Here is a 25607-nt window from a genome sequence, read left to right as displayed (position 1 = left end):
AGCTCATGATACCAACAAGCGGCAGAACCTTCGTTTTTGCAATGGCTATCTTTATATCGGCGGTTGTTTGCACAGGCTACATCACCTGGCAGCATACGGAAGAATGGAGCAATCCAGTACACGCAGCAGAGCCTGGGAATTTGCCCTATTCATCGAATCAAACTAATCCAACGGTGGCTTATATAAATGGGGCAGCTATAGATGAACGGGAATTTCATCTGTTTTTAGCACAGGTAAAAGCGCTGGTTAGCGGATATTTCCAACAAAAATACGATGCCAATGACTCACCTTCTTTTTGGACTACCAGCTTTCAGGGTGAGGTTCCTTTTGAAAAAGCCAAGCAGTTGGCCTTAGAGCGAATGAAGCGGGTAAAGGTTCAGCAGCTGCTGGCACAGCAATATGGGCTGCTGGAAGATCCTGATTATTCGTCGTTTCTCGATAAATGGGCCAAAGAGAATCAGAGGAGAAAGGAGGCTGTGAATAACCATCGTGTTATTTATGGGCCACAGCAATACGATGAGTGGGGCTACTATACTTATGTGTATTCGACGATGGTCAACCAATTAAAGGCAGCTTTAAGTGATCGAGAAGAGCCCTTATCTGAACAAGAGCTGATTGACCAGTATGAGGAGCTGAAGGGTAAGCTGTATCAAGGATTTGGACAACTGAAAGCACTGAAAATAGTGATCCCCTATTCCACGCTGCCGGGAATTCCGAATGAAACTGCCAAACTCGAAGCAAAGGCAAAAATAGATCAAATCAAACTTCGGCTTGAAAAAGGCGAAGATATTCAGGAATTACGCCAAAGCTTGAAGCGAGATGAGACGTCACACTGGATTATTGAAGAGTTAGTTATTAACGAAGATCAATTGCGCAGGCGAGATATTCATAATCCCGACGAGCTGATGATGAACGAAGCTCTTTCATTGCCTGCCGGCCAGATCAGCGGCGTATTGGAAATGACTCCTAACAGCTTTGGTCTTATCCAGACCGTGGAGCGGAAAGAAGGTGATTACAGGCCCTACAGAGAGGTCAAGGATAGTGTCAGGCAGCGAATGATTGACGATAGGTACGAGTCCAAGGTGAAGCAGCTTCTTGAGGCAGCAAAGGTGGTGATTATGGAGCAGGGATATCAACAAATCCAGATGCGATAATTATATTTTTTGCATCAGGATCTTGTAAACGCTTTTATTTTAATTAAAGAGGAGAATGATTAATGATATTAACCAAGGCCCTTCGTTTTTGCCTGCCGCTCGGTCTGGTCTTCTCACTTATGCTGACGTTCGTTTTGTCCGTACCTTCCTGGACGGCTACCACCTATGCCAACAATACGACCTATTATGTAGATTCTGCAGGCGGCAGCGACAGCAACAATGGAATTAGCACCGGAACTGCCTGGCAAAGCTTAATGAAAGTAAACGGCATTACCTTTCAGCCAGGTGATAAAATTCTTTTTAAATCAGGTTCTACCTGGTCGGGGCAATTACATCCGCTTGGCTCCGGCTCAGCCGGATCTCCAATTATTATTGATAAGTACGGTACGGGGAATAAGCCGATTATTAACGGTAACGGGTTGACCGGAGCGACTGTATACTTTTACAACCAGCAGTATTGGGAAATTAATAATTTGGAGGTAACCAATACAGCGGCAGCCGAAGGTGACAGATACGGGGTTAAAGTCGAAGCGCAGGATGTAGGGTCCTATAATCATTTTTATATTAAGAATCTGTATATTCACGATATTAAGGGAACGAACACGGATGCACTAAAAGTTACTGGGGGCATTTATATTACGGTGTCTGGTAACGCTGTACGCACGAAGTGGAACGATGTTTTGATCGACGGCAATACAGTGGAAAGCGCCGACCGGACCGGAATTAGCAATGGAAGCTCCTGGGGCAATAATGACGGCAGCGGATATTTCGAGCCTTATACGAATCTCGTCATCAGTAATAATACGTTGAATGATATCGGCGGAGATGGCATTGTGATGCGTGCATCGATAAATGGCCTAATCCAAAATAATGTTGTAAACACAGCCCATGCGCGGGATACCCACTATAATGTTGCGATATGGGCCATTAACAGCACCAATCCGGTGATGCAGTATAATGAAGCCTATAATACGAAGACGACCAATGATGGACAGGGCTTCGATTGTGATTATAATCTGACTGGATGTACGGTCCAATACAATTACAGCCATGACAATGAAGGTGGGTTTCTTCTAGTCATGGGCAACGGATCGATCCGTAACGACAATATGATTGTTCGTTATAACATCAGCCAAAATGACCGTGCACGGATTTTTCAATTTAATAGCGACTACACGCCGCTAAATGCAAATATTTATAATAACACCTTTTATATTCGCTCAGGCTTAGGCACAAGCATTACGACTGGCTTAAGCGGCAGCAATCCGCTCTATTTCAAAAATAATATCGTGTACAACTCGGGCAGCGGTGGATATTCAGTGAAAGCTAATGATGTTTACGACTATAACGTCTTCTATGGGAATCATCCTGCGAGCGAGCCGAGCGACGCACACAAGCTTACTACCGATCCTCTCTTAGCAGGTGCAGGCAGCGGAGGCACAGGATTAAATTCGGTTAATGGTTACAAGCTCGGAACGGGTTCGCCTGCTCTGGGATCAGGTGTGCTCATGAGCAGTAATGGCGGCAAGGACTACTGGGGGAATACCGTATCTGCTTCGAGCGCTCCGAACCGCGGTGCTTACAATGGTGCCGGCGTGGCTCTTCCCAATGTATGGACTGCTGTGGATGATGCTACGGTGCGTGATGGAACCTATGCCGGAATCAATCAGGCAGGAACTACTGCAGTTACGATAGATACCAAGAACGACTTAACAAGCTACAAGCGTGATGGTTATTTTAAATTTGATTTTGGCAGTTATAGCGGAACCGTATCAGCGGCATCGATTACACTCACACCAACAGTGGCGGCCTCAGCCGGTATCCAGAATGAGGTAGCCTTGGTTAGCGACAACACATGGACAGAAGGGGCCATAACATGGAACACCAAGCCAGCCTCCAGCACAGTTCTTGGTACCTATACCATTACGGCCGGCACGCCGATCACAATTAATGTGACTACTCAGTTACAAGCGGCTATGTCGAGCGGAAAGAAGCTTTCCATTCGGGTTTATAGTACATCCCCTGTGAATTCGAACGGGAATGTCTCCTATACTTCAAGAGAAAGCACTGATATCGGAGGACGGCCGCATCTGAATATCACGCCTTAAAAAGTTGAATAAACAGCCTCACAATACAAAGTCGTTCATGTGACTTGCTTCGTATTGTAGGGCTGTTGTTTTTTTGTTAAGATTTGAGAAGTATATGGCACCAGCTGGAATGATCTTTTAAAGTCCCAATACGGTGTAAGCTATAGATAAAGTGCATTTAAACTAAAGGAGAGATGAAGACATGCAGGCAGCGGTATTGCAAGGGAAGCATCATATCGAAGTAGTCGCGTGGGAGTCAGCCGAGCTTTTACCCGGAGAAGTTAGAATTCGTGTTCAGGGCTGTGGTATTTGCGGTACGGATCAACATATTTATCACGGAAATCCGGGTTCTGCAGCAGTGACTCCTCCCATTGTGCTCGGTCATGAGCTTGCTGGAGAAGTAACGGAATGCGGAGAAGGTGTCACTGCTCTTAGAGTAGGGGATCGTGTATCGGTGGATCCCAACATCTACTGCGGCAGCTGCCGATATTGCCGCAATGGTCAGATCAATCTGTGCGATCATCTTCAGGCTGTCGGCGTTACGCGGGACGGCGGAATGGGCGAATATTGCGTAGCTCCTGCAGCCAATTGTTACCTGCTTCCAGATTCATTGAGCTATATCGAAGGGGCTATGGTTGAGCCGCTGGGTTGTGTGCTGCATGGTTTCAAAAAGCTTGATATTCGTCCGATTCATACCGTACTATTGATTGGTGGCGGATTTATCGGACAACTCTTCCTACAGCTGGTTAAGAAGCAGGGAGCAGCCCGAATTATTGTCAGTGACCCTGCGGCAGAGAAGCATGCAGCTTTGCTTGCTTTGGGGGCAGATGAGGTTGTAAGCCCGACTGCGGATGTTGTGGAGCGGTTGAGTAGTCAGGCCGATGTTGTTATTGAATGCGTTGGACGTCCGGAGTCGATGGAACTGGCGATTGAAGCTGCAGCCAAAGGCGGTCAGGTACTGCTGTTTGGAGTCGCTTCTCCTACTACACAGATCAAGGTGTCGCCGTTTGCAATATTTGCCAAGGAGCTTCGTATATTGGGCTCTTTTATTAATCCTCACACGCATGAAGAAGCCATTGCCCTCATTCAACAGGGGATCGTCCGTATAGAACCGTTAATCAGCCATAAGTTTAAGCTTACGGAAATTCCGCAGGTGATGGGTGACTATCCCAAAATGAATGTAAACAAAGGTGTTATTGTATATTAAAAATCAAGCCAATCGCTATTGATGGAGGAGACATATTATTATGATTTTGGGAGCAATAGAAGCAGGAGGAACTAAATTTGTTTGTGGGATTGGCAATGAGCATGGGGAAATTATGGATCGAATCAGCTTTCCGACAACAACACCGGAAGAGACCTTGGGTCAAGTGATTCGTTATTATGAAGACAAGCATGTTGAGGCGATTGGAATCGGTTCGTTTGGTCCGATCGATTTGAACAAGGAAAGTGCTACCTACGGCAGTGTTACGACAACACCCAAGCCGTATTGGAGTCAATATCCGATCCTGAATGAACTGCGCAAGCATATTCATGTGCCTATCGGATTTGATACCGATGTAAATGCTGCAGCGCTTGGAGAAGCGGAATGGGGGGCAGCCAAAGGACTGGATAGCTGCGTATACGTTACTGTAGGTACCGGAATCGGTGCAGGAGCCGTTGTCGAAGGAAAGCTGCTGCATGGTTTGCTCCATCCGGAAATGGGACACATTTTAATAAAACGTCATCCAGAGGATACGTATAATGGAGCTTGTCCGTATCATAGCGATTGTCTGGAGGGTATGGCTGCAGGTCCTGCCATCGAGAAGCGCTGGGGCCGTAAAGGCATTGAGCTGGAGCAGAATGAACAGGTCTGGGAGTTTGAAGCTTACTATTTAGCGCAGGCAGTTACGAATTTCATCTATATTCTTTCCCCTAAAAAAATCATTCTTGGCGGCGGCGTTATGAAGCAAAAGCAATTATTTCCGTTAGTCCACCGTCATGTTATGAGTATATTAAACGGCTATGTCCAAAAGGAAGAGCTAACACCTGAAAAAATCGGGGAATACATTGTGCCTCCAGCTTTGGGTGACAATGCTGGCTTGAGCGGCTCTTTAGTTCTGGCACGGCAGGAGCTAGAGCGTAAATAGAAGATTTAAGGTGTGCTGAGAGGCCCTCAATGCTTGTGGACCAAGGATTGAGGGGCTTTTTTGTAATGTAATGAATAGGCAAGGAATGATGAACAACAGCGACAACGAACTCTATATAGGGGAGATTACAATGAAACTGCGAAGACTCTTGCTCTTAGTCATGACCCTAACCCTAACACCGCTACTAACAGTTCAACCCATTCAAGCTGCAGAACTAGCGAATACTAACGATACCTTTGTACATAAGTGGACGATCGATCAGAAGGATTTTATCAATCTGAACTCTGTTTATAACTCAACTAAACATATTGGAAAAGATGGAACTTTATATGTATGGCAAAGAGATAGAGAAACTCAAGATACTGTGGTTCTGGCTATTGGCTCCGATGGGCGTTTGTTATGGCAGTATTCTTTTTATGCAAAGTTTTTTGATGACACCTTGGCAGAGGGGGCAGATGGTCATGTCTTTATCGTTTCAGGCAATGAAACCCAAGATGATCTGCAAGTTATCCAGCCCGATGGTCAAGCAGCCTGGGAACCATCTGCACTCTGGGCCCAAGGGGATTTTGGAACGAAACGGATTGGGGGGCTCTATCTAAATGAAGATGGATCTTTCTGGATCACCGTTTTTGGCGATGTGAGCAACTCGTTTAATTATCTTTGCAAATTCGACGTGAACGGCTCCTTACTTGAGAAGCATAAGTTACCTGGTACGGTTACATTATTTTCGAATGGTTATTTAGTGAGCTCCTTTGTCAAGTCAGGGAATGAAAACGGTGGTTATAGTGCGTTTAGAATGTATGAGTGGAGCGGAAATGAAACCCTTTATTATGCGCCGGAACGGTATGAATCTGCCGATCTGCGTTTGCTTGAGGATGGAAAGACGATATTGCATTCATCGAAACCTCCGGGCGAACTCACAGCGGAAAATACTTCAAATGCAGAACAACAAATAGTCGTTTATGAGGATGGAGTTCCATTGTGGTCTCTATCATTAGCAAAGGGCTCGCGCGCCAGGCTGATTACGATGGGCAACGATATTTATTACCATGACAGCAGCGGAGTTCTCAATAAAATCAATAACCAAACAGGAGAGGTTCAAGCTTCGTTCATGCCAGAGGGCGAGCTTGTCTCAGAGGCTTATTTGGGTGAGAAAAAAAGCAACAGATTGTATCCAGATGATATCAATTCGAGCCTTCAGGTATTAACGATGAATAGTAAGCGTCAATCTCTGAATCGCTATTTGTTGGAACCTCAAAGCCTTCAGCCTCAGCTTAAGTTCAATACGAGCTATCAATATTTAGGGCGCGGATACTTTCTTCAAGACCGTAACGACAAGTTGGAGCTTTACCATCATGCATTATCGGATAGCCAATAATAACTCCATTCAGCTATTGATTCAGCTATTGCTGAGCCTTTGCAGCGTTTGCTCCACTTTGCGCAGATGAGAGGCCATTCGTTTTTTGGCGAGTGTGGAGGAGCCATTTTCAATCGCTTCAACCAATTGAAGATGCTCGTCTGACAATCTGGACGCTTCGCTCTGCTCGGCAAACAGCCACAGACGGCGGCTTTCACGCATGATCGGGCCCATCGAAGAAAATAACGATTCGAGCGTTCCCGCAAGCAGCGGATTTCCCGACGCTTGGGCAATCGCAACGTGAAAGCGGATGTCGGCCTGATCGAGCTGGCTCTCCTCCTGGAGCGTCATCATTTCCTGAATGATTTGTTTAAGCTGTGCTATCTGTTCAGCCGAACGACGTTTGGCTGCCAAGCCTGCGCTTTCCGTTTCAAGTATGTAGCGAAGCTCAATCCAAGCCTGTAGCTGTTTGATATCGTGAATTTCAGGAGCTTGCCATACACCATTGACGGGCTCTTTATCCTTGAGCACGAAGGTGCCTCCGCCATGTCGTACGTCAACCCAGCCTTGTGCCTTCAGCGAGGCAAGTGCTTCGCGGATCGTGGAGCGTCCTACCTGAAAGAGCTCAGCCAGCTTTTCAACAGACGGAAGCCGGGAACCTATAGGCCAATCACCTTTATTAATTTGTTCGCGTATGGCTTCGGAAACCACAGCGGAAGCTTTTGGAATCAGCATGGGAGCCGTCCTTTCATTGTTCGAAGTCTAAATCGAGTTTATCCCTGAATATAGGCGCTCCACTGAAAAATTACAAGTGTTGAAATCGGTTTGGGAGCTTGTGGCAAATCTATATTGACATAGATGAAAGCGACCTCTTATAATTAAAGTCATCAGATGACCTGACTAATTTTATCTATTTATGATTGTAATTCAGAACGATTCCATATGCAATAAGGAGGGTTGTATTCGATGATAACACCATCCATACATGAAGAGCTGAAGGCTGCTGTGGGCCCAGGCTGGTACAAATATGATAATGAAACGCTCGTTTCCTACAGCTATGATGCGACCCCGCTTTATCAGGCAATGCCTGACGGCGTCGTTTTTCCGGCTTCAACTGCTGAGGTGTCGGCTGTTATGAAGATATGTGCCGCCAACCAGATTCCTGTTATCGGACGCGGCGCAGGCAGTAATCTATGCGCAGGCACAGTTCCGATGCAGGGTGGACTCGTGATGGTGATGACGCGGATGAACAAGCTGATCGAGATTGATCAGAACAATTTGACTGCGACCTTCCAAACGGGCTTGAATACGAAAAAGTTTCATTTGGCCGTCGAGGAGACGGGCTTATTTTATCCACCGGACCCAAGCAGTATGATCATTTGCACGATGGGTGGCAATATTGCACTTGGTGCAGGGGGCTTGCGCGGACTAAAATATGGAACAACCAAGGATTATGTGATCGGTCTAGAGGCTGTATTGGCCAATGGCGAAATTTTACGTACGGGTGGCAAGCTCGTCAAGGATGTAGCTGGGTATGATTTAACAAGGCTGCTTGTCGGCTCTGGCGGTACCTTGGCCATCTTGACAGAAGCTACAGTGAAGCTTGTTCCGCGGCCGGAGTATCGACGCTCCATGATAGCGATATTTAGTGATCTTCAATCGGCAGCGCGAACCGTATCCCAGATTGTTGCCAGCCGGATTACACCCTGTACGCTGGAATTTATGGATAAGGCGACAATTCGTGTCGTTGAGGACTTTTCCAAGATCGGTTTGCCGATTGATGCAGAAGCGATTCTGGCTATTGAGCAGGATGGGGACGAGGCGATGGTAGAGCGCGATTTGCTGAAAATCGCCGATATTTGCCGTCAACAAGGAGCGATTCAGGTCAAGGTCGCAGCTACTCCTGAGGAGGGTGCCAAGGTTATGGAGGCACGCCGTACGGCACTTGCCGCCTTGTCGCGCTTGCGTCCAACGACGATTCTGGAGGATGCGACCGTACCTCGTTCAAGGCTTGCTGATATGGTGTTGGAGATACAGCGGATCGCCAGTAAACATAATGTACAGATCTGTACCTTCGGACACGCAGGCGATGGCAATTTACATCCAACGGCAATGACGGACGCGCGGGACGAAGAAGAGCTGCACCGTGTTGAGTTGGCCTTTGAGGAAATCTTTGAGGCGGCTATTGGCATGGGCGGGACGATTACCGGCGAGCACGGTGTCGGTATGGTTAAGGCGCCCTTTTTAGAATGGAAGGTGGGGGCTGCTGGTATTGATATCATGAAACGTCTAAAAACGGCTTTTGATCCGGACAACATTCTGAATCCCGGCAAGCTGTTCGCCGAAACGCGCAAGCGGATCGTATTTAAGAGCGAATCAGACGAGTCAGCGCTGCTTGGGTCCCATTCGGGGGCGGAACAGAACGTGGATCGGACGCATAACGAGCTCAATCAAGGGGGAGGGGAAAAGGGTGGACACTAATCAACAAGCACTCAAAGATAAATTGGTCGCCACCTTGGACTATGATCAGCTGACGAATTGTATGCGCTGCGGCTTCTGTCAGACCGCCTGTCCTACCTTTAATGAAACTGGGCTTGAAGCGGCTTCGCCCCGAGGAAGGATCGCGCTGATGAAGGCGGTCGCCGATGGATTCATGGAGCCGGGCCAACAGTTCAAGGAGCAGATGGATTTATGCCTGGGCTGCAGAGCCTGCGAGCCGGCCTGTCCGTCCGATGTGAAATATGGCCAATTGATTGAGCAAGCGAGAGAATCGATAGCGACGGAAGCTGAATTTCCTTGGCATGTCAAAGCGGTTCGGACATTATTCATGGAACGATTGTTCCCGAATCATGGTCGTATGCGGATGGTTGGCGGATTGCTTAAGCTGTACCAGCGGTCTGGAATCCAGACCCTAACGCGCAAAAGCGGCGTGATGAAGCTGTTTCCCCAGCATATGCGGGAAATGGAGCAAATCTTGCCGCAGGCTTCCTCTGATGGCGTCATTGCTGCGTGGGAGAAGCTGGGCTTGCCGGCGGCCTGGGAAACTGCAGCCAATGGACAGCGGATTCTAGTTATTCCACAGGTCGGTGCCAAGCAGGCTCGTGTAGGCATGTTCCGCGGCTGTATCATGGATGTGTTGTTTACATCTACAAATATTAATACCGTTAAGCTGCTCTGTGAAGCAGGCTTCGAGGTTGCGATTCCTGAAGCTCAAACCTGCTGCGGAGCCTTGCATGCCCATGCCGGAGAAGCGGAGAGTGCCCGCCGTCTGGCTCGCACGAATTTGGATGTATTCGCCCATGCCAAGGTCGACTATATCGCGAGCAATGCGGGTGGCTGCGGAGCCAGCCTGAAGGAGTATGATCATCTGCTCCATGCAGATTCGTCGCTTGGCCCCGCAGCAAAGGATTTTGTGAGCCGTCTGAAGGATGTATCAGAGCTATTGATTGATTATGGCCGTCCACTGGTCTTGAAGCAGCCGCAACCCGATTCTCCCGTAAAACGGGTGACATATCAGGATTCCTGCCACCTGCGGAATGTGATGCGGGTCAACCGGCAGCCGCGCGATTTGTTAAAGTCCATTCCCGGTGTGCAGCTGAATGAGCTGCAGGGTGCGGATACGTGCTGCGGCTCTGCGGGTATTTACAATCTTACACAACCGCAAATGTCCACACAGGTACTTGATCACAAGATGGAGCTGGTCGATCAGACTCAAGCGCAAACAATTGTTACAGCCAATCCGGGTTGTTTGCTGCAAATGCAGTGGGGAATTTTACGTTCCGAACAGGGCCAGCATAGAAAAGCGGTACATTTGATCGATTTCCTGGCAGAATCTGTAGATTATGAGACTCCAAAAAACAATTTTTAACAATGATTTCACTTCTACCCCTTTAAAATCAGCTTGATCGACGAAATTGTCTATTATTTAGAGTCTATTTTGTTTCTTTTGTCGAACAAAAGGGTAATGATCTGTAAGAAAGCTGCCACGGTCGATTAAGCTGACATAGGATGTGAGAAGTGATGGTTCTATCCAACTGCAGCAGCTGCGGAAAGCTGCAAATCCAACACGCGGAAATTTTATGTGTGGAATGCCTCAAGCAATTTATTGAGGACACGCATACCGTGAAAAACTTTTTGAATCAACATCCTCAAGCCAACGTCATGGATCTGGTTCATCATACAGGTCTTTCCTACAAAAAGGTTAAAGAGCTGGTCAATAGGTAAGCTCCGCGTATGCGGGTGCCTGTGGCCGGTTTTTTTATGCAAAAAAGAGGACCAGGCAGGTCGAACGATCCGATTGCCTCATCCCCTTGTGTGGACATCCCTGCTACAGCTTATGAGTCGCCTTGCGTTTTGATGCATAGCATTTGCGGCACACAGGCAAGTAGCTTTCATTACCGCCTATTTGAATCTGCTCTCCCTCGAATAGGGCAACCCCATCCTTGCAGCGCATATTCATAATCGCTTTCTTATCGCAATACCAGCACACCGTTTTGATCTCCTCAATCTTATCGGCGATTGCCAGCAGATGATAGCTGCCTTCGAACAAGACTCCCATGAAATCGGCACGCAGACCGTAAGCAATAACAGGGATGTCCAGCGTATCCACAATGTCCGCCAATTGCTGAACTTGGGCTTTCGTTAAAAATTGCGCTTCATCCAACAAAATACAGTTCGGCTTTTCCAAGGAGGCGAGCTCGATCATGTTCAGACGGTCATCAATGATAATCGCCTTTTTTTGCATACCGATTCTTGATGCTACCGTACCGACCCCATGTCGATTATCGACGGACGGAGTGAACAGCAGCACCTTTTTACCCTGTTCCTCATAGTTGTGGACGGTTCTTAAAACCTCGATTGATTTACCGCTGTTCATGGTGCCATATCGAAAATATAGTTTGGCCACTGGTGCAGACAGTCCTCTCCGCTAAAATATGACCATTATCATAGCACAGGATGCCTTATAAATGTATAGGTCCATGTCTGTAAGTTCAGACCATTTCTAAAAGTCCGGTGAATAAGTCCTGGTGCGCGGCCAAATATGCTTCCGATCGCTGACGCTATATCCAAGAAGTCACGGTCGCTCCGCTCATTGATCACAACACTTTTAATGTCAGGGTTTCGAACATCTGAAGGTGTTCAGACCAAGAATAATGAAGCTTCAGGGGCTTGGGAGAGATAAATTTTCATGTCTTTTAAAAATTATCGATTATTGAATGTTTTATCATAAAAACGATCCTGTTTTCGTGATTTTTGAGGATCTTATGTTAGATTTTTGCTGTTTTTGAGCAGTAAAAACCGAATATTAAGTGAAATCATTAAAAAAAAGATAAATTTTTATCGTAAAAATGATATTTTTTAAATTGATATGTTAGGTCTCAGGTGTTAATATAAAACATATTATCATTTATAACGTTCGTAGATTCGGAATAATTTTGTCGGTATGGAAGTTAATCTTACAGGAAGAAAGGTTGTACAACATGAGCAGAAAAGGATTACCAATAAAACAGGGTCTTTATGATCCACAGTTTGAGCATGATGCCTGCGGCATCGGTTTTGTAGCTAACATTAAGGGAAAGCCGTCCCATGAAATTGTGGGTCAAGCATTGAATGTGCTTTGTAATCTGGATCACCGCGGCGGTCAAGGCTGTGAAAGTAATACAGGGGATGGTGCAGGTATTTTGCTGCAAATTCCACATAGCTTTTTTAAAGCGGAGTTTGCTCTTGAACATATTGAATTGCCAGAGCCTGGCCAATATGCTGTTGGGATGGTGTTTCTACCTCAGGATGCGGTTTTGCGTGCTGCCTGTGAGCAGGTGGTTGAAGCGCAAATCAAGGAAACCGGGCAAAAGCTGATCGGCTGGAGAACCGTTCCTACAGATAACTCCTCGTTAGGCGTTTCCGCAGTAGCTTCAGAACCGTTCGTTCGTCAAGTATTTATCGGATCGACGGTGAGTGCCTCACAGGAATTGGCATTTGAGCGCAAGCTATTTGTCATTCGTAAGCTGACGGAAAATGCGGTTCGTGCGCTGGATCAGGATCAAGCCTTTTATTTTGCTAGTTTATCCAATCGTACTATTGTATACAAAGGTATGCTTACACCTGAACAGGTAGACAATTATTACCTTGAATTGAAAGATCCGAAGTTTGAGACGGCGCTTGCGCTTGTCCATTCCCGGTTCAGTACGAATACCTTTCCGAGTTGGGAACGCGCCCATCCTTATCGTTATGTCATCCACAACGGTGAAATCAACACGCTTCGCGGCAATGTGAACTGGATGCATGCGCGTCAGGCAATGTGTGATACCGATCTGTTCGGTGATGATTTCAAAAAAATTCTACCTATTATTGATGCAGACGGCTCTGACTCCCAAATGTTCGATAACACGCTGGAGTTCTTAATGCTCTCCGGACGCTCCTTGCCTCATGCGGCGATGATGATGATCCCTGAGCCTTGGTCCAAACATGCGACTATGAGCGACGAGAAAAAAGCTTTTTACGAATACCACAGCTGTCTCATGGAGCCGTGGGATGGACCCGCAGCTATTTCCTTTACAGATGGCCGAATGATCGGAGCTGTTTTGGACCGTAACGGATTGCGTCCTGGCCGCTATTATATAACTAAAGATGATTTGATCGTACTTGCTTCCGAGGTAGGGGTACTAAACATTGCTCCGGAACGAATTGCTAGCAAGGAGCGCCTGCAGCCGGGCAAGATGCTGCTGATCGATACGGTCGCCGGACGTATTATTCCGGACGAAGAGGTTAAGGCTGGGATCGTGGCTGAGCAGCCTTACCGTGCATGGCTGGATGAGCACCTCATTTCCTTGGAGGAGCTTCCACAGGCTGAAGTCGTACCGCAAACGGATCACGCTACTGTACTGCAGCGTCAGCAAGCGTTTGGTTATACCTTTGAGAATATTCGTAAAGTGATTGAGCCAATGGCCAAGACTGGCGTCGATCCGCTGGGATCGATGGGCTATGATGCGCCGCTTGCCGTCCTTTCCGACAGACCGCAGCTGCTGTACAGCTACTTCAAGCAGTTGTTCGCACAGGTAACCAATCCGCCGATTGACTCCAACTTTGAGGAAATCATTACGGCTCAAGGAACAACAGTAGGACCGGAGCGCAACCTGATTCAGCCGGAGCCGGAAAGCTGCCGTCAAATCCGTTTGGCGACTCCAATTCTAACCAATGGCGAGCTGGCTCAACTGCGTGAGATCAAGCGTGATGGCTTTAAAACGGTAACACTACCGATATTATTCAATCCATCATCGGGCACACAGGCGCTGGAAGAAGCCATGGAAGCTTTGTATACAGCTGCCAATGAGGCTATTGTTGATGGGGCTAATCTGATCATATTGTCCGACCGTGGCGTGGATGCGAATAACGCAGCTATTCCTGCTTTGTTGGCTGTGTCTGGTTTGCATCATCATCTGATTCGCGTTGGTACGCGTACCAAGGTCGGCTTGCTGCTAGAATCTGGGGAGCCGCGTGAAGTTCATCATTTTGCTCTGTTGCTTGGCTATGGTGTGAGCGCCATTAACCCTTATCTCGCGATGGAAACACTTATTGATTTGTCCAGCCAGAACAAATTGAAAGATATGACTATCGAAAAAGCCCTGTACAATTATGTTAAGGCTTCAACTAAAGGTGTTGTTAAAGTTTTAGCTAAAATGGGAATTTCCACGATTCAAAGCTATCGCGGCGCACAAATTTTTGAGGCTGTCGGTTTGCATCAATCCGTTATCGATAAATATTTTACATGGACCTATACGCCAGTGAGTGGAATCCAGATCGATACGATTGCCCAGGAAGCGATTTTACGCCATGAACGTGCTTACTCTGAGCAAGAGGGTCGTGATCGTGGACTGGATACAGGTGGAGAGCTGCAATGGCGTAAAAATGCCGAAGAGCATCTGTACAATCCGGAAACGATTCATGCGCTGCAAGCGGCGGTAAGAACGAACAATTATGAGATGTACAAAAAATTTGCTGGATTGGTGCAAGGTCAAGATGAGAAATTCATGTCGCTTCGTGCTTTGTTCTCATTCAAATCGCAGCGTGCATCGATATCGATTGATGAAGTCGAATCGGTAGAATCGATGTTCAAACGGTTCAAAACCGGTGCGATGTCCTACGGCTCCATTTCCAAGGAAACCCATGAAGACATGGCGATTGCTATGAACCGAATCGGCGGCAAGTCGAACACGGGTGAGGGCGGCGAGCATTATGATCGCTTCACACCGGACGAGAATGGCGATTCACGCCGCAGCTCCATCAAGCAGGTTGCATCGGGCCGCTTTGGCGTAACGAGCAACTATCTGGTGAATGCGGATGAAATTCAGATCAAAATGGCGCAAGGCGCCAAGCCGGGTGAAGGCGGTCAGCTCCCGGGTACGAAAGTATATCCATGGGTAGCCGAGGTTCGCGGTGTTACACCAGGCGTAGGTCTGATCTCGCCGCCGCCGCATCATGATATTTATTCAATCGAGGATTTGGCTGAGCTTATTCACGACTTGAAAAATGCTAACCCGCGTGCAAGAATCAGCGTTAAGCTCGTATCCGAGGTAGGTGTCGGTACAATTGCGGCTGGTGTAGCCAAAGGTAAAGCGGATGTCGTCTTGATCAGCGGTTATGACGGAGGAACAGGTGCTTCACCGCAAACAAGTATTCGTCACGCAGGTCTTCCATGGGAGCTGGGTCTTGCCGAAACGCATCAAACGTTGATGCTGAACAACCTCAGAAGCCGGATTGTGGTTGAAACCGATGGCAAGCTGATGACAGGTCGCGATGTGGTGGTTGCTGCTCTGCTGGGTGCCGAAGAGTTCGGATTCGCGACTACGCCATTGATAGCGCTTGGTTGTATCATGATGAGAGTATGCCATTTGGATACGTGTCCAGTTGGCGTCGCTACACAGAATCCGCGGCTGCGTGCCAAATACACGGGTGACCCTGAACATGTGGTGAACTTCATGAACTTCGTGGCTCAGGATGCTCGTGAGCTGATGGCTGAGCTCGGATTCCGCACCATTGAAGAAATGGTAGGTCACACCGAATATTTGGAAACCAAGCAAGCTATCGCCCACTGGAAAGCCAAAGGTGTTGATTTGACGCCGCTCCTGCACAAGCCGGAGGTTGGTGAAGATGTAGGCAGCTACTGCTCGATGGCTCAGGACCATGGACTTGAAAATTCATTGGATATGAAAGAGCTGCTAAGTATTTGTGCACCTGCACTGGAAGAAAAGAAACACGTGCATGCGATCCTTCCGATCCGTAACGTGAACCGCGTTGTTGGAACGATTCTTGGCAGTGAGGTCACACGCCGCTATGGACGTGAGGGATTGCCTAACGATACGATCCGCATTCATTTTAATGGCTCTGCTGGTCAAAGCTTCGGTGCTTTTGTACCTAAAGGCATTACGCTCTCGCTGGAAGGGGACGCTAACGACTACGTGGGCAAAGGTTTGTCCGGTGGTAAAGTCATCGTTTTTCCTTCGGAGCAATCGGGCTTCACGGCGGAAGATAACATCATTATCGGGAACGTTGCTTTCTACGGAGCTACCGATGGAGATGCTTATATTCGCGGTATGGCAGGGGAGCGCTTCTGCGTACGGAACTCCGGTGTGCGCGCTGTAGTAGAAGGTGTGGGCGACCACGGCTGCGAGTACATGACCGGTGGACGTGTAGTGGTATTAGGTCCAACAGGACGTAACTTTGCTGCAGGGATGTCGGGTGGTACGGCTTATGTGCTTGATGAGCATGGCACCTTCCAAGACCAATGCAACCAGGAGATGGTTTATCTGGAGCAGGTCGAAGAGACCTTTGAGGCAGAGGAGCTGCGCAATATGATTCAGCGCCATGCAACCTTTACAGGAAGCTCTGTGGCTGACCGTGTCCTGAAAAATTGGGAAGAGTACGTATGGAAATTCGTCAAGGTCATTCCGAAGGACTACAAACGGATGTTTGAAGCGATTGAACGCGTCAAACGGTCCGGTTTAAGTCAACAGGAAGCTATGCTTGTGGCCTTTGAAGAAAATATGAAGGATGTATCCCGCGTCGGCGGCAACTAATTTTTCGGTAAAAATATGGAAACAAAGGTGAGCAATCACGCTTCTCCAGGATCATTTGGCCAATCCGCTAGTTATGCACTACACTTCTAGATCAGGTTTCATGACATCACTTGAAAATATGGATCGCTTCGAGTTGGCTCCATCACCTTTACCATTCCTAAGCGGATAAGTAAAGGTGACGGACAGCTCTTACCTCTCTATGTTGATGGCATGAAACCTTTAAGCACATTAATAATAAAGCGCTTTCACAATCCAATATGGAGGTATGGGAATGGGTAAACCAACCGGATTTATTGAATATGAGCGCCAAACACCAAGCGAGATTGCACCATTGCTGCGCATTAGTCATTGGAATGAATTTAGTGTTCCGTTGTCAGAAAACAAGCTGCAAACGCAAGGTGCACGTTGTATGGACTGCGGAATCCCGTTTTGTCACACAGGCACCTTGATTAGCGGTATGGCAGCCGGCTGTCCGGTCAACAACCTGATCCCTGAATGGAACGATCTCGTCTATCGCGGTGAATGGCGTGAAGCGTTGGAGCGTCTGCATAAAACGAACAATTTTCCCGAATTTACCGGTCGTGTTTGCCCAGCACCATGTGAAGGCTCCTGTACAGTGGGCTTGAGCGGATTACCTGTTACCATCAAGAACATTGAAAAGTCGATTATCGATAAAGGCTATGCAGAGGGCTGGGTTGTGCCTGAGCCTCCGACTATTCGAACAGGCAAGAAGGTGGCGGTTATAGGCTCAGGTCCTTCCGGATTGGCTTGCGCAGCACAGCTTAATAAAGCGGGTCATACCGTAACTGTCTACGAGCGAGCCGATCGTATCGGCGGTCTCCTGATGTACGGGATTCCGAATATGAAGTTGGACAAAAAGTATGTTCAGCGGAGGGTCGATCTTCTTCAAGTGGAAGGCATAACATTCATCACCAACACCGAGATCGGCAAGGATATTCCGGCTGCGCAGCTCAAGGAACAGTTTGATGCGATAGTATTGTGCGGAGGTGCTACGAAAGGCCGTGACCTTAATATTGAGGGTCGGGAGCTGAAAGGTATACATCTTGCGATGGAGTTCCTCTCCAAGAACACGAAAAGCCTGCTTGACTCCAAGCATCAGGATGGACAATATATTTGTGCGGAAGGCAAGGATGTTATTGTAATCGGTGGCGGCGATACAGGGACGGACTGCGTAGGCACCTCGATCCGCCATAAATGCCGAAGCGTTACGCAATTCGAGATCATGCCCAAATCACCGGAAAAACGTCCCGCGAACAACCCTTGGCCGGAATGGCCGAAAGTGCTTAAGGTCGATTATGGGCAAGAGGAAGCCACCCAGCTTCAGGGACAGGATCCGCGTCAATATTTGATTAATACGAAGAAATTTGTCGGTGACGAGAACGGGCATGTGAAGGAACTGCATACGGTTCTGATCGAATGGCAAATGGATACGCAGGGACGGTTCATTCCCGTTGAAGTACCAGGCAGTGAGAAGGTGTATCCGGCTCAGCTGGTTATGCTGGCAATGGGCTTTATGGGGCCGGAATCTACAGTTCTTGATCAGCTAGGCGTTGAGAAAGACGCGCGGTCGAATGCCAAAGCTGATTACGGCAAATATGCGACTAATGTGGAGGGTGTATTTGCGGCTGGAGATATGCGTCGTGGGCAAAGCTTGGTCGTTTGGGCCATCAATGAAGGTCGTGAGGCTGCACGCGAATGCGACCGGTTTTTGATGGGGTCTTCGAATTTGCCATAGTGATAGTGCTTCATCGTACAGGAACGATTACCGACTATGGTAATCGTTTTTTTGTTTGAAGATACCCAGTTCTCGACTTCCCTTTTTGAACATACTCTATATAGGGATAATTTTAAGGACCTATGCTGGTTTAATTCGAATGCTTCTATATATTAAACGGATAAATGATCCAAAATTAACCTAATCAATTATTCAGGAGGTGAATGGTATGCTAACAGAAGAAGACAAAATATTAGCGCTGCTGTCACACATTTTATGCCTGATTGTAGGTTTTCTTGCCCCATTGATCATCTGGCTCATTAAAAAAGATCAATCCGTCTACATAAGCGAGCATGCGCAGGAGTCACTTAATTTTCAAATATCGGTCATCATTTATTCGGCTGTTGCCGGAATCTTGTGCTTGGTTTTTATCGGCTTTCTGCTTCTGCCTTTGATCGGTATCGCCACGCTGATCCTCATCATTATCGCATCGATTAAAGCCTATAGAGGTGAAATGTACCGATATCCCTTAACAATTCGTCTGATTAAGTAACAAGGAGCGAGAAGCCCTTCCTGTCCCATACCCCCTTTAACCGAATGCTCGCGGCGAATACTATTTTATGCCAAGTTAAGTTTTAGGAATCTGGAGGGATCAGGCAAATGTCGTTTTCACCAACACTTGCACTCAAGAAGAGCCTCGACGAAAACTGGGTCCAACTAATGATTGCGGCCCGCAGCATGGGTATTTCCAAGAAAGAAGTATTGCATTGTATCCGACAATTACAAAAACAAAATAAACGAAAAATTAGATGAATATTAGGGAAGCCAAGTCCATACCCATCTTGTAACACGAAGCGTCAAGCGCTTGCTGTGTTATTTTTTTTGCCCATACAGCTACAGAGTGATAGAAATATGTTAAAATAATTAAAAGTCTTGTCAGTCACTAGATAGGGGAGTAGCTGCTATGTTAGGCAAAAGAGTCAAGCAATTGCGTCTGGAAAAAGGATACTCGTTAACCGAGTTAGCGGAAAGGGCAGGTGTTGCGAAGTCCTACCTAAGTTCAATCGAAAGGGATATCCAATCCAACCCATCGATCCATTTTCTTGAGAAAATTTGCGCTGTGCTTGAGGTTCCCATGGAAACGTTCTTGCATAATAAAACCACTCCCCAAGAGGAACTCGATGAGGAGTGGCTGAAGCTCGTGCGGGAAGCTATGGAATCGGGAATTAGCAAAGATCAGTTTCTGGAGTTTCTACAATATAATAAATGGCGCAAAGATCACCAGAAGGAATGAAACCGTGTGGCTTCTACTTTTGGCCTATCGATTGATAGGCTTGCTGCATCAGCTTATAGCTTTGCTTGACACGTTCCACATAAGTTACTTGATCCCAGGCCTTCCAACTGTACAAAGGCAGTTGGGATACCGGATAGCTGCCAGTTCCTTCCAAACCGGTAATTTGGCCTGTCGCACGATCGACAATCCATGGAACCAGACGAATGCCCTCTGTAGGCTGTGCAAACAACCTCTTATCTTTATCCTCGTAGCTGATGACCTGCAGTGAGCTTGGGTCTGTGAAACCAAGCAGCATCCAGGGAATTCTAACCTCTATCGTATCGCCTTGCGCTTGCCACATGGACAGCGAATTATATTGCGGCGAATCTGGATTCGTAGTACCGCGACGCAATGCGCCGACAGTAACCTCCTCGAAAGGACCGTATTTCTTGGAATCGGGAGGGCTGAATTCCAAGCCAACTGCCAGCTTCCAAGCATTAAATACACCCGTATTGTCAGTGAACTCCTCCGGTGTCCAAGCCTTCATCCCATACTGCCTTCCATATACCCGGGTATGCATATCATAGTTAGAGGCGATTCGCACCTCGGATTCGCCGTCCTTACCTAATACAATCAAGGTCTCCAAGCCTTCATCAAGCTGTTTATCACCCAGCTCTTTAGCATGTTTGTTCCCGCCAGGCAGTGTATCTACACCAAAGTACAATAGCTCGCGCTCCGGGTCAAACGGCTGCTCCAATTTGGCATTGATATAAACATAGGATTCATCATGGGTCATCGTGATTTCTTTCATGCCAGGATAGGTCATATCCAGCTTCTGCTTGTCCGCAGATTTCAAAGTATCCCAATCACGGGTAGCACCATCGATAATAAGTGGACCATCTTTGGAAGACAGCATAGCGAGAAGTCCAAAATGCTGCTCATTGGTCAATACATTGTGCCATAGCTTGCGTCGGGTCGCTGGAATTTCAAAGTGCATGGTGTTCCAGGTGCGTTTAAACCATTCATCCTGCCAGGAAAACACGGCAGCTCCGGCAAAGCCTTCACTGTAAATATCCTGCAGCAAAGAGGCGTTAATCCGGCCTTGTTCCTGTTCGTCATGTCCGCCTTGATCGCGTCCCATCCCTCCAAGATGGGCAACGCCCAGTGAAGAAGGGACACCGAATTCGCTTATGATAACGGGCATACCTGCTTGATACGCTTTCAGCTTGCGGAGGTAGCTTTTGTAGGTATTGACCGTACCGTCAGCTTCACGGACATCCTGCAGCGTTTCATCCAGACGAAAAAAATCCGGATAATACGGATAAGCATGAAAAGTCGCATAGTAACCCGCCGCCCAATCCTTGACCTGAAGATGTGTTGCATCCACACTAACCATATCCTCTTCGATCAGTACCTCACCGGGGTGGGTCAGCGGATCGGTCGTTACCCAGTTCGTAAAAGAGAGCGGGTGTTTCCAGCCGAACGGAGCTTCCGTGTTGGCAAGATGATCCAGCATTTCTGCCAGCCAGTTTTCGAATGGGGTTGCTTGAGGTTTGGCGGACAGATAAGTACCCATAAAGTCTTTTTTATCCAAATGCTGCTCATTTGTGTTTTTTACCATAGCCGGATCCCACTCGGTTCCGATATGCCAGCCCAGCAGGTAAGGACCCGCATTGGAACGATAAATTCCACTGGCTTGTCCAAATTGCTCGGGGATATTAATGCTGCCATACACCGCTCCGACAGCATCCGTGATCTCACTTTTAAAACGATCGTAGATTTGATCGATATAGGCATCTTTCTTCGCAATCAGCTCTTCTTCAGGGGACCATATTCCTTGTATGAAATAAAGTGGATTCCCGGCATGCTGTTGATTGTATTCGACCAGTGCATCGTAGAAGACTGGCTTCAGAATGGTATATACACGGATTGTATTCGCGCCCATGTCCTGAATTTGCCCAAACCATAGCAAATAGTGGTCCTTTGTAATTGGAAGATCCCCAGGTTCATAACCTGGGAGGGCGGCACCCAGATTAACCCCTTTAACAAAGAAGGGGTTCCAGGCTTGCTGATCATACATTTCGATATGATCCTGCTGTGTACGGAATTTCAAATGCGTCCCGTCGGCGGCCAGAACAGTCTCCACTCTTTTGGCGGGCCAATAATGCCAGACGAGGTAGATTGCAACAAGTGCTGCAAGTATTCGGATCAGCCATTTGGCATATACGGTTGTTTTCGCATCCATATCGGGTGTGCTCCTTTATTTCATTATGCTAGCAGCCGATGAATTCGGGCCTCCAGCTCAATGGGGGAAAATGGCTTTGTAAGGATATCGGAGACGCCCAAGTCAAAGCATTTGCTGAACTCCTGCTCAAGTCCCAGATCGGTAAGCACCATGATTTTGCATTGATTTTTTAATGCGCGGGATTGACGAATTCTGTGAATCAGCTGATAACCGTCAAGTGCGGGTAGATTGAGCTCCGTGATCACAAGGTCTGGAGGTGTTTCATTAATTAATTGTAGACCTTCCATCCCGTCCAGAGCCGGGCGCACATCGTAGCCGCGGTGACTAAGCCGTGCTGACAGGAAATCGAGCAGATCGGTATTTTGATCAATCATGACGATAGAGGGCGCGGCTTCAACTTGAATATGGCGATGAAACACGCGGATTTCCCGATCTATCGTATCTTGTCTATTCGTCATAGCTATCATTTCCGAAATTGCTGCCGCATTCAGTACCGCGCTCTCAGGAAAGCTGGCTACGGTAAGGGGTCCTTCCAAGAGGCCAGCCCGCTGCAGGAAGTCCTTAATGAGGAGGGAGAGAAAGTGTGTGTAAGAGAGAGGCTGCACAGGCAATACAACAATCAGAAGCGACTCCTTGGGTTCATAGCTCGTTTGGATGCTTAGCGTCGAATCCTCCATTCGGAGGCGTGTTTCCAAATCCTGAAGCTCAATCGATCCGACGTGACTGCTATGTGCCAGAATGAGTCCGCATTTACTATGCCCGGAAGCGAGCAACTGCTCAGTGACCTGCTCATATAGAAGGTTGGTTAAATCATTTTGGATTAAGACTGACATATTCATAAGGGGAACACTCCTTTTATTTATGTTTGGTGAACAACCTTACATAACCGTCGCTTTGGTTGATTGTCCTGGTGATAGCTGAGTTTGAGGCTGCTCGGTGACATCCTCTTTCCAGCTGCGGCGTACCATAGTGCCCCAACTGTTATTACGACGTACGTAGTCCGCATGCCCCTGGAGCTTCCAGAGCGCGTTCAATTGGTCATAGCCGACCGTCATAAGCATCGAATATCCGATGATTTTCCAAATGTCAGTAGTCTGTGTGCTGCGTTTAAAAGCAATTTCCTCGATGATGAGCGTCCCGGCTGTGAATAACAGACTGATAAGCAAATTGATTGAAATAAAAGCTAACAAAATCGGCCATTGCGTCATGTTCAACACCACATAAGCTACAAGTGCTATCAGGCCGGAGAGCTTAATAAAAGGACTTAATGTTTCGTACAGGATGGTATAGGGCAGGGCCAGCCACCCGATGATTTTATATTTGGGAACGAAGAGCATTGCTCTAAAATGAATAACATTCCATAAATTCCCTCGGATCCAGCGCTTTCGCTGAGATCTAAGTATGCTTAACGTATCGGGTGCTTGTGTCCAGCACACAGCATCAGGGCAAAAAAGTATCCGGTAAGGCAATTTTTGCTGAAGCATATAACGGTGCAGCTTCATGACGATGTTCATGTCTTCACCTGGACAATCCGCCTCATACCCGCCCACTTCTACCAAATAGTCTTTTCGAAATAAACCAAAAGCACCGGATACGATCAACAGGCCGTTTAAGGCACTCCAGCCGATACGGCCACCAAGGAAGGCTCTCATATATTCTACATATTGCATAGCCGGCAAAGCTTTACGGGATAAGCGGTGTTTCGTAACACGCCCGCCCTGAATGGTACTGCCGTTCGCAATCCTCACATTCCCTCCAATGGCGATATGCTGCTCCGGGTTTTCCATATACAGCTGGACCAAACGGATCAGTGCATCCTTCTCCAGCATGGAATCGGCATCTATGGTAGCGACCAGTGGGTACTGGGCTACATTGATACCGGCATTGAGCGCATCGGCCTTGCCTCCGTTTTTCTTGTTAATCACGACCAGCTTGGGGTACTGCGGATTATCATACACTTCTTCTATGGATTTTGATTTTACAAGATTGCGAAAGGCGCTCGGACGGCTGCTTGTGAGCTGAAATTCCTCCACCAGTACCTGCAGGGTGCTATCCTGTGAGCCATCGTTAATCACTACAACTTCGTATTGGGGGAATTCCAGCGCCATCAAGGAACGGACATTATCAATGATGGTCAGTTCTTCATTGTAGGAAGGAACGAGAATCGACACAGGTGGGACATGCTCTGAGCCGGATAACTCGCGAAATCGTGAATACATCGTGCTTTTGATTTGAGTCCGCATTCGTTGTGAGGAAAGGGCCATAATCAAAAAGTATAAGAGGCTGGAACCTGCGATCAGGTAGGTGGTGATAAACCCATATTCTAGTAAAAAAGCTCTCATCTGGTTCTCCTTTCTACGAACTGATTCGCAGTTGTGTCTCGTTGCGGTCAACATAAGACTCATTGAACATTTTTTCATACAAGTGGGAGCACTCATTGAAATACAAAAGCTGCTTGATATCTTGGACGGCTAAGGCCTCCGCGGATTTCATCATTTCATGTATAGCATCAAGAGCCATATCACGATGGGGCTCTTCTTTGGCAGCGATGGCAGCATCGCAAATGGCTTGGAAACCGCTAATACCCAGCTTGGACAAGCTTGCTATAGCGTGATGACGTACCCACCACTCAGAATCCAACATGGCATGTTTTAATATATCTATGAAATCACCAGCAGGCTGCTCTCCTGCAATTTTCACTGCTGCTGCCCGAATTTCCCAGTCCGAATGCTGCATAAAAGCAAGAAGCTTATCAGGGAGAAGCAAATGAGTGTACTGGAGCAGCAGCTTGGAGGCTTTGACACGTAACTCCTTGTTCTCCGAGTGTACAAGGTTGTCTAGAAACGGAATGGCTTCTGGTACATTACGCCCGGAAAGTCCGACTAATGCAACGGTGATCAGGTCCTCTTCCTGTGTCAGCAGCATTTCCAGAAAGACAGGGACAGGATCTAAGTCGGATGATCCTATAATGTCCAGAATCAGATGATGGCTCTGCGGGTGATGCTTGACGAGTCTCAATATGAGTCTGCGCAGCTCACCCGGCTGTTGTGCGCATTTGGCAGCAGCGCGGCCGATCACAAAGGCAGTGGATTCATCCGTTTCGCGTTCCAGCAGAGAAAGCAATTCGCCCGTGCATGACTTGGCTCGCATCACACCAAGATGATATACGGCATCTATACGTTCCCAGTGTAGATGGCTATGCAGGCGATCGCGATCCAGATCGACAAGTCCCATCTGCTGGCATAGTTCGCATAACTTATCGCGATGAGAGCCCTCAAGTACCTCGATCCATTCCAATAGTTTTTGTTGAATGGCCTTGAGCTCCTTGTTGGTAAGCTTACCGGGTGGAGGTAATAATCGGTCCGGGCTATCCATATGAATGCTGAGATATTGAAAGTATTCCTGATGTTGGAGCAAGCATGAGGCTGTTTGCTGCTCTAAGGAAAGGCTTCTTGCACGTAATGTGAACAAGATAACAAACATGACCATAATAAGGAACCCGAGTATCGCCGCTATCACAATCATGGGTTGTAAGGAATCCGTGGGCATTCAGT

Annotated in this window: 18 protein-coding genes; 12 read left to right on the top strand and 6 right to left on the bottom strand. The window is 47.5% G+C overall.

The annotated features are described in order from the left end of the window. Positions 1-5: 5 nt before the first annotated feature. The 5 genes from BM210_RS19800 to BM210_RS19780 all read left to right on the top strand — a co-directional run bounded on the left by BM210_RS19800 (position 6) and on the right by BM210_RS19780 (position 6748). Complete coding sequence (locus BM210_RS19800; protein ID WP_091172582.1) at positions 6-1154, top strand: peptidylprolyl isomerase; 1149 nt, start codon at positions 6-8, stop codon at positions 1152-1154. 62 nt (positions 1155-1216) lie between these two features. Continuing rightward, positions 1217-3262, top strand: a complete 2046-nt coding sequence (locus BM210_RS19795) for a CBM96 family carbohydrate-binding protein (protein ID WP_091172580.1) — start codon at positions 1217-1219, stop codon at positions 3260-3262. Positions 3263-3443: 181 nt separating this feature from the next. Then, the gene (locus BM210_RS19790; RefSeq protein ID WP_091172578.1) at positions 3444-4448 is read left to right on the top strand and encodes a zinc-dependent alcohol dehydrogenase family protein; all 1005 of its coding nucleotides are present in this window, start codon (positions 3444-3446) and stop codon (positions 4446-4448) included. Between the two features lie 40 nt (positions 4449-4488). After that, entirely contained in the window at positions 4489-5370 is an 882-nt protein-coding gene (locus BM210_RS19785; RefSeq protein ID WP_371263507.1) for an ROK family protein, read from the top strand. Positions 5371-5500: 130 nt separating this feature from the next. Then, the gene (locus BM210_RS19780; RefSeq protein WP_091172575.1) at positions 5501-6748 is read left to right on the top strand and encodes a hypothetical protein; all 1248 of its coding nucleotides are present in this window, start codon (positions 5501-5503) and stop codon (positions 6746-6748) included. Positions 6749-6769: 21 nt separating this feature from the next. Here the strand turns inward: BM210_RS19780 and BM210_RS19775 are convergent, their stop codons facing one another. Continuing rightward, positions 6770-7462 (bottom strand): FadR/GntR family transcriptional regulator, encoded by a 693-nt coding sequence (locus BM210_RS19775; protein WP_091172574.1) that lies wholly within the window; start codon positions 7460-7462, stop codon positions 6770-6772. Positions 7463-7693: 231 nt separating this feature from the next. Here BM210_RS19775 and BM210_RS19770 point away from each other — a divergent pair, with 231 nt between their 5' ends. The 3 genes from BM210_RS19770 (at position 7694) to BM210_RS19760 (ending at position 10951) form a co-directional block, all read left to right on the top strand. Beyond that, positions 7694-9208: an FAD-binding oxidoreductase gene (locus tag BM210_RS19770; protein ID WP_091172572.1), complete on the top strand. Its 1515-nt coding sequence runs from the start codon at positions 7694-7696 to the stop codon at positions 9206-9208. Then, complete coding sequence (locus BM210_RS19765; RefSeq protein ID WP_256223841.1) at positions 9198-10595, top strand: (Fe-S)-binding protein; 1398 nt, start codon at positions 9198-9200, stop codon at positions 10593-10595. Before BM210_RS19770 ends, BM210_RS19765 begins: the two co-directional genes overlap by 11 nt. 152 nt (positions 10596-10747) lie before the next feature. Beyond that, entirely contained in the window at positions 10748-10951 is a 204-nt protein-coding gene (locus BM210_RS19760) for a hypothetical protein (RefSeq protein WP_091172571.1), read from the top strand. Positions 10952-11054: 103 nt separating this feature from the next. On the opposite strand, the gene BM210_RS19755 is transcribed toward BM210_RS19760, so the two are convergent. Then, positions 11055-11633 carry a thymidine kinase gene (locus BM210_RS19755; RefSeq protein ID WP_091172569.1) on the bottom strand — a complete coding sequence of 193 codons (579 nt, stop codon included), beginning with the start codon at positions 11631-11633 and terminating at the stop codon, positions 11055-11057. Between the two features lie 574 nt (positions 11634-12207). Here BM210_RS19755 and gltB point away from each other — a divergent pair. The 4 genes from gltB (at position 12208) to BM210_RS19735 (ending at position 19829) form a co-directional block, all read left to right on the top strand. Beyond that, positions 12208-16800: a glutamate synthase large subunit gene (gene gltB / locus BM210_RS19750; protein ID WP_091172567.1), complete on the top strand. Its 4593-nt coding sequence runs from the start codon at positions 12208-12210 to the stop codon at positions 16798-16800. Positions 16801-17071: 271 nt separating this feature from the next. Next, positions 17072-18556, top strand: a complete 1485-nt coding sequence (locus BM210_RS19745) for a glutamate synthase subunit beta (RefSeq protein ID WP_091172565.1) — start codon at positions 17072-17074, stop codon at positions 18554-18556. Positions 18557-18764: 208 nt separating this feature from the next. After that, the gene (locus BM210_RS19740) at positions 18765-19088 is read left to right on the top strand and encodes a DUF4870 domain-containing protein (protein ID WP_091172564.1); all 324 of its coding nucleotides are present in this window, start codon (positions 18765-18767) and stop codon (positions 19086-19088) included. A 411-nt stretch (positions 19089-19499) separates the two neighbouring features. Then, positions 19500-19829 carry a helix-turn-helix domain-containing protein gene (locus tag BM210_RS19735; protein ID WP_091172562.1) on the top strand — a complete coding sequence of 110 codons (330 nt, stop codon included), beginning with the start codon at positions 19500-19502 and terminating at the stop codon, positions 19827-19829. Between the two features lie 13 nt (positions 19830-19842). Here BM210_RS19735 and BM210_RS19730 read toward each other — a convergent pair whose 3' ends face one another. From BM210_RS19730 to BM210_RS19715, 4 genes are read right to left on the bottom strand one after another with little or no spacing between them, the layout of a single operon-like run. Beyond that, positions 19843-22053, bottom strand: coding sequence for a hypothetical protein (locus tag BM210_RS19730; RefSeq protein WP_091172561.1), 2211 nt, complete (start codon positions 22051-22053; stop codon positions 19843-19845). A 23-nt stretch (positions 22054-22076) separates the two neighbouring features. Next, complete coding sequence (locus tag BM210_RS19725; RefSeq protein ID WP_091172559.1) at positions 22077-22892, bottom strand: response regulator transcription factor; 816 nt, start codon at positions 22890-22892, stop codon at positions 22077-22079. 39 nt (positions 22893-22931) lie between these two features. After that, positions 22932-24395, bottom strand: a complete 1464-nt coding sequence (locus tag BM210_RS19720; RefSeq protein WP_091172558.1) for a glycosyltransferase family 2 protein — start codon at positions 24393-24395, stop codon at positions 22932-22934. Between the two features lie 13 nt (positions 24396-24408). Then, positions 24409-25602, bottom strand: a complete 1194-nt coding sequence (locus BM210_RS19715; protein WP_091172556.1) for a HEAT repeat domain-containing protein — start codon at positions 25600-25602, stop codon at positions 24409-24411. Between the last annotated feature and the right edge of the window lie 5 nt (positions 25603-25607).

This window comes from Paenibacillus sp. 1_12 (assembly GCF_900114475.1).
GTDB lineage: Bacteria > Bacillota > Bacilli > Paenibacillales > NBRC-103111 > Paenibacillus_S.
Note: the sequence above shows the minus strand (reverse complement) of the source record. Positions and strands in the feature narration are given on the sequence as shown.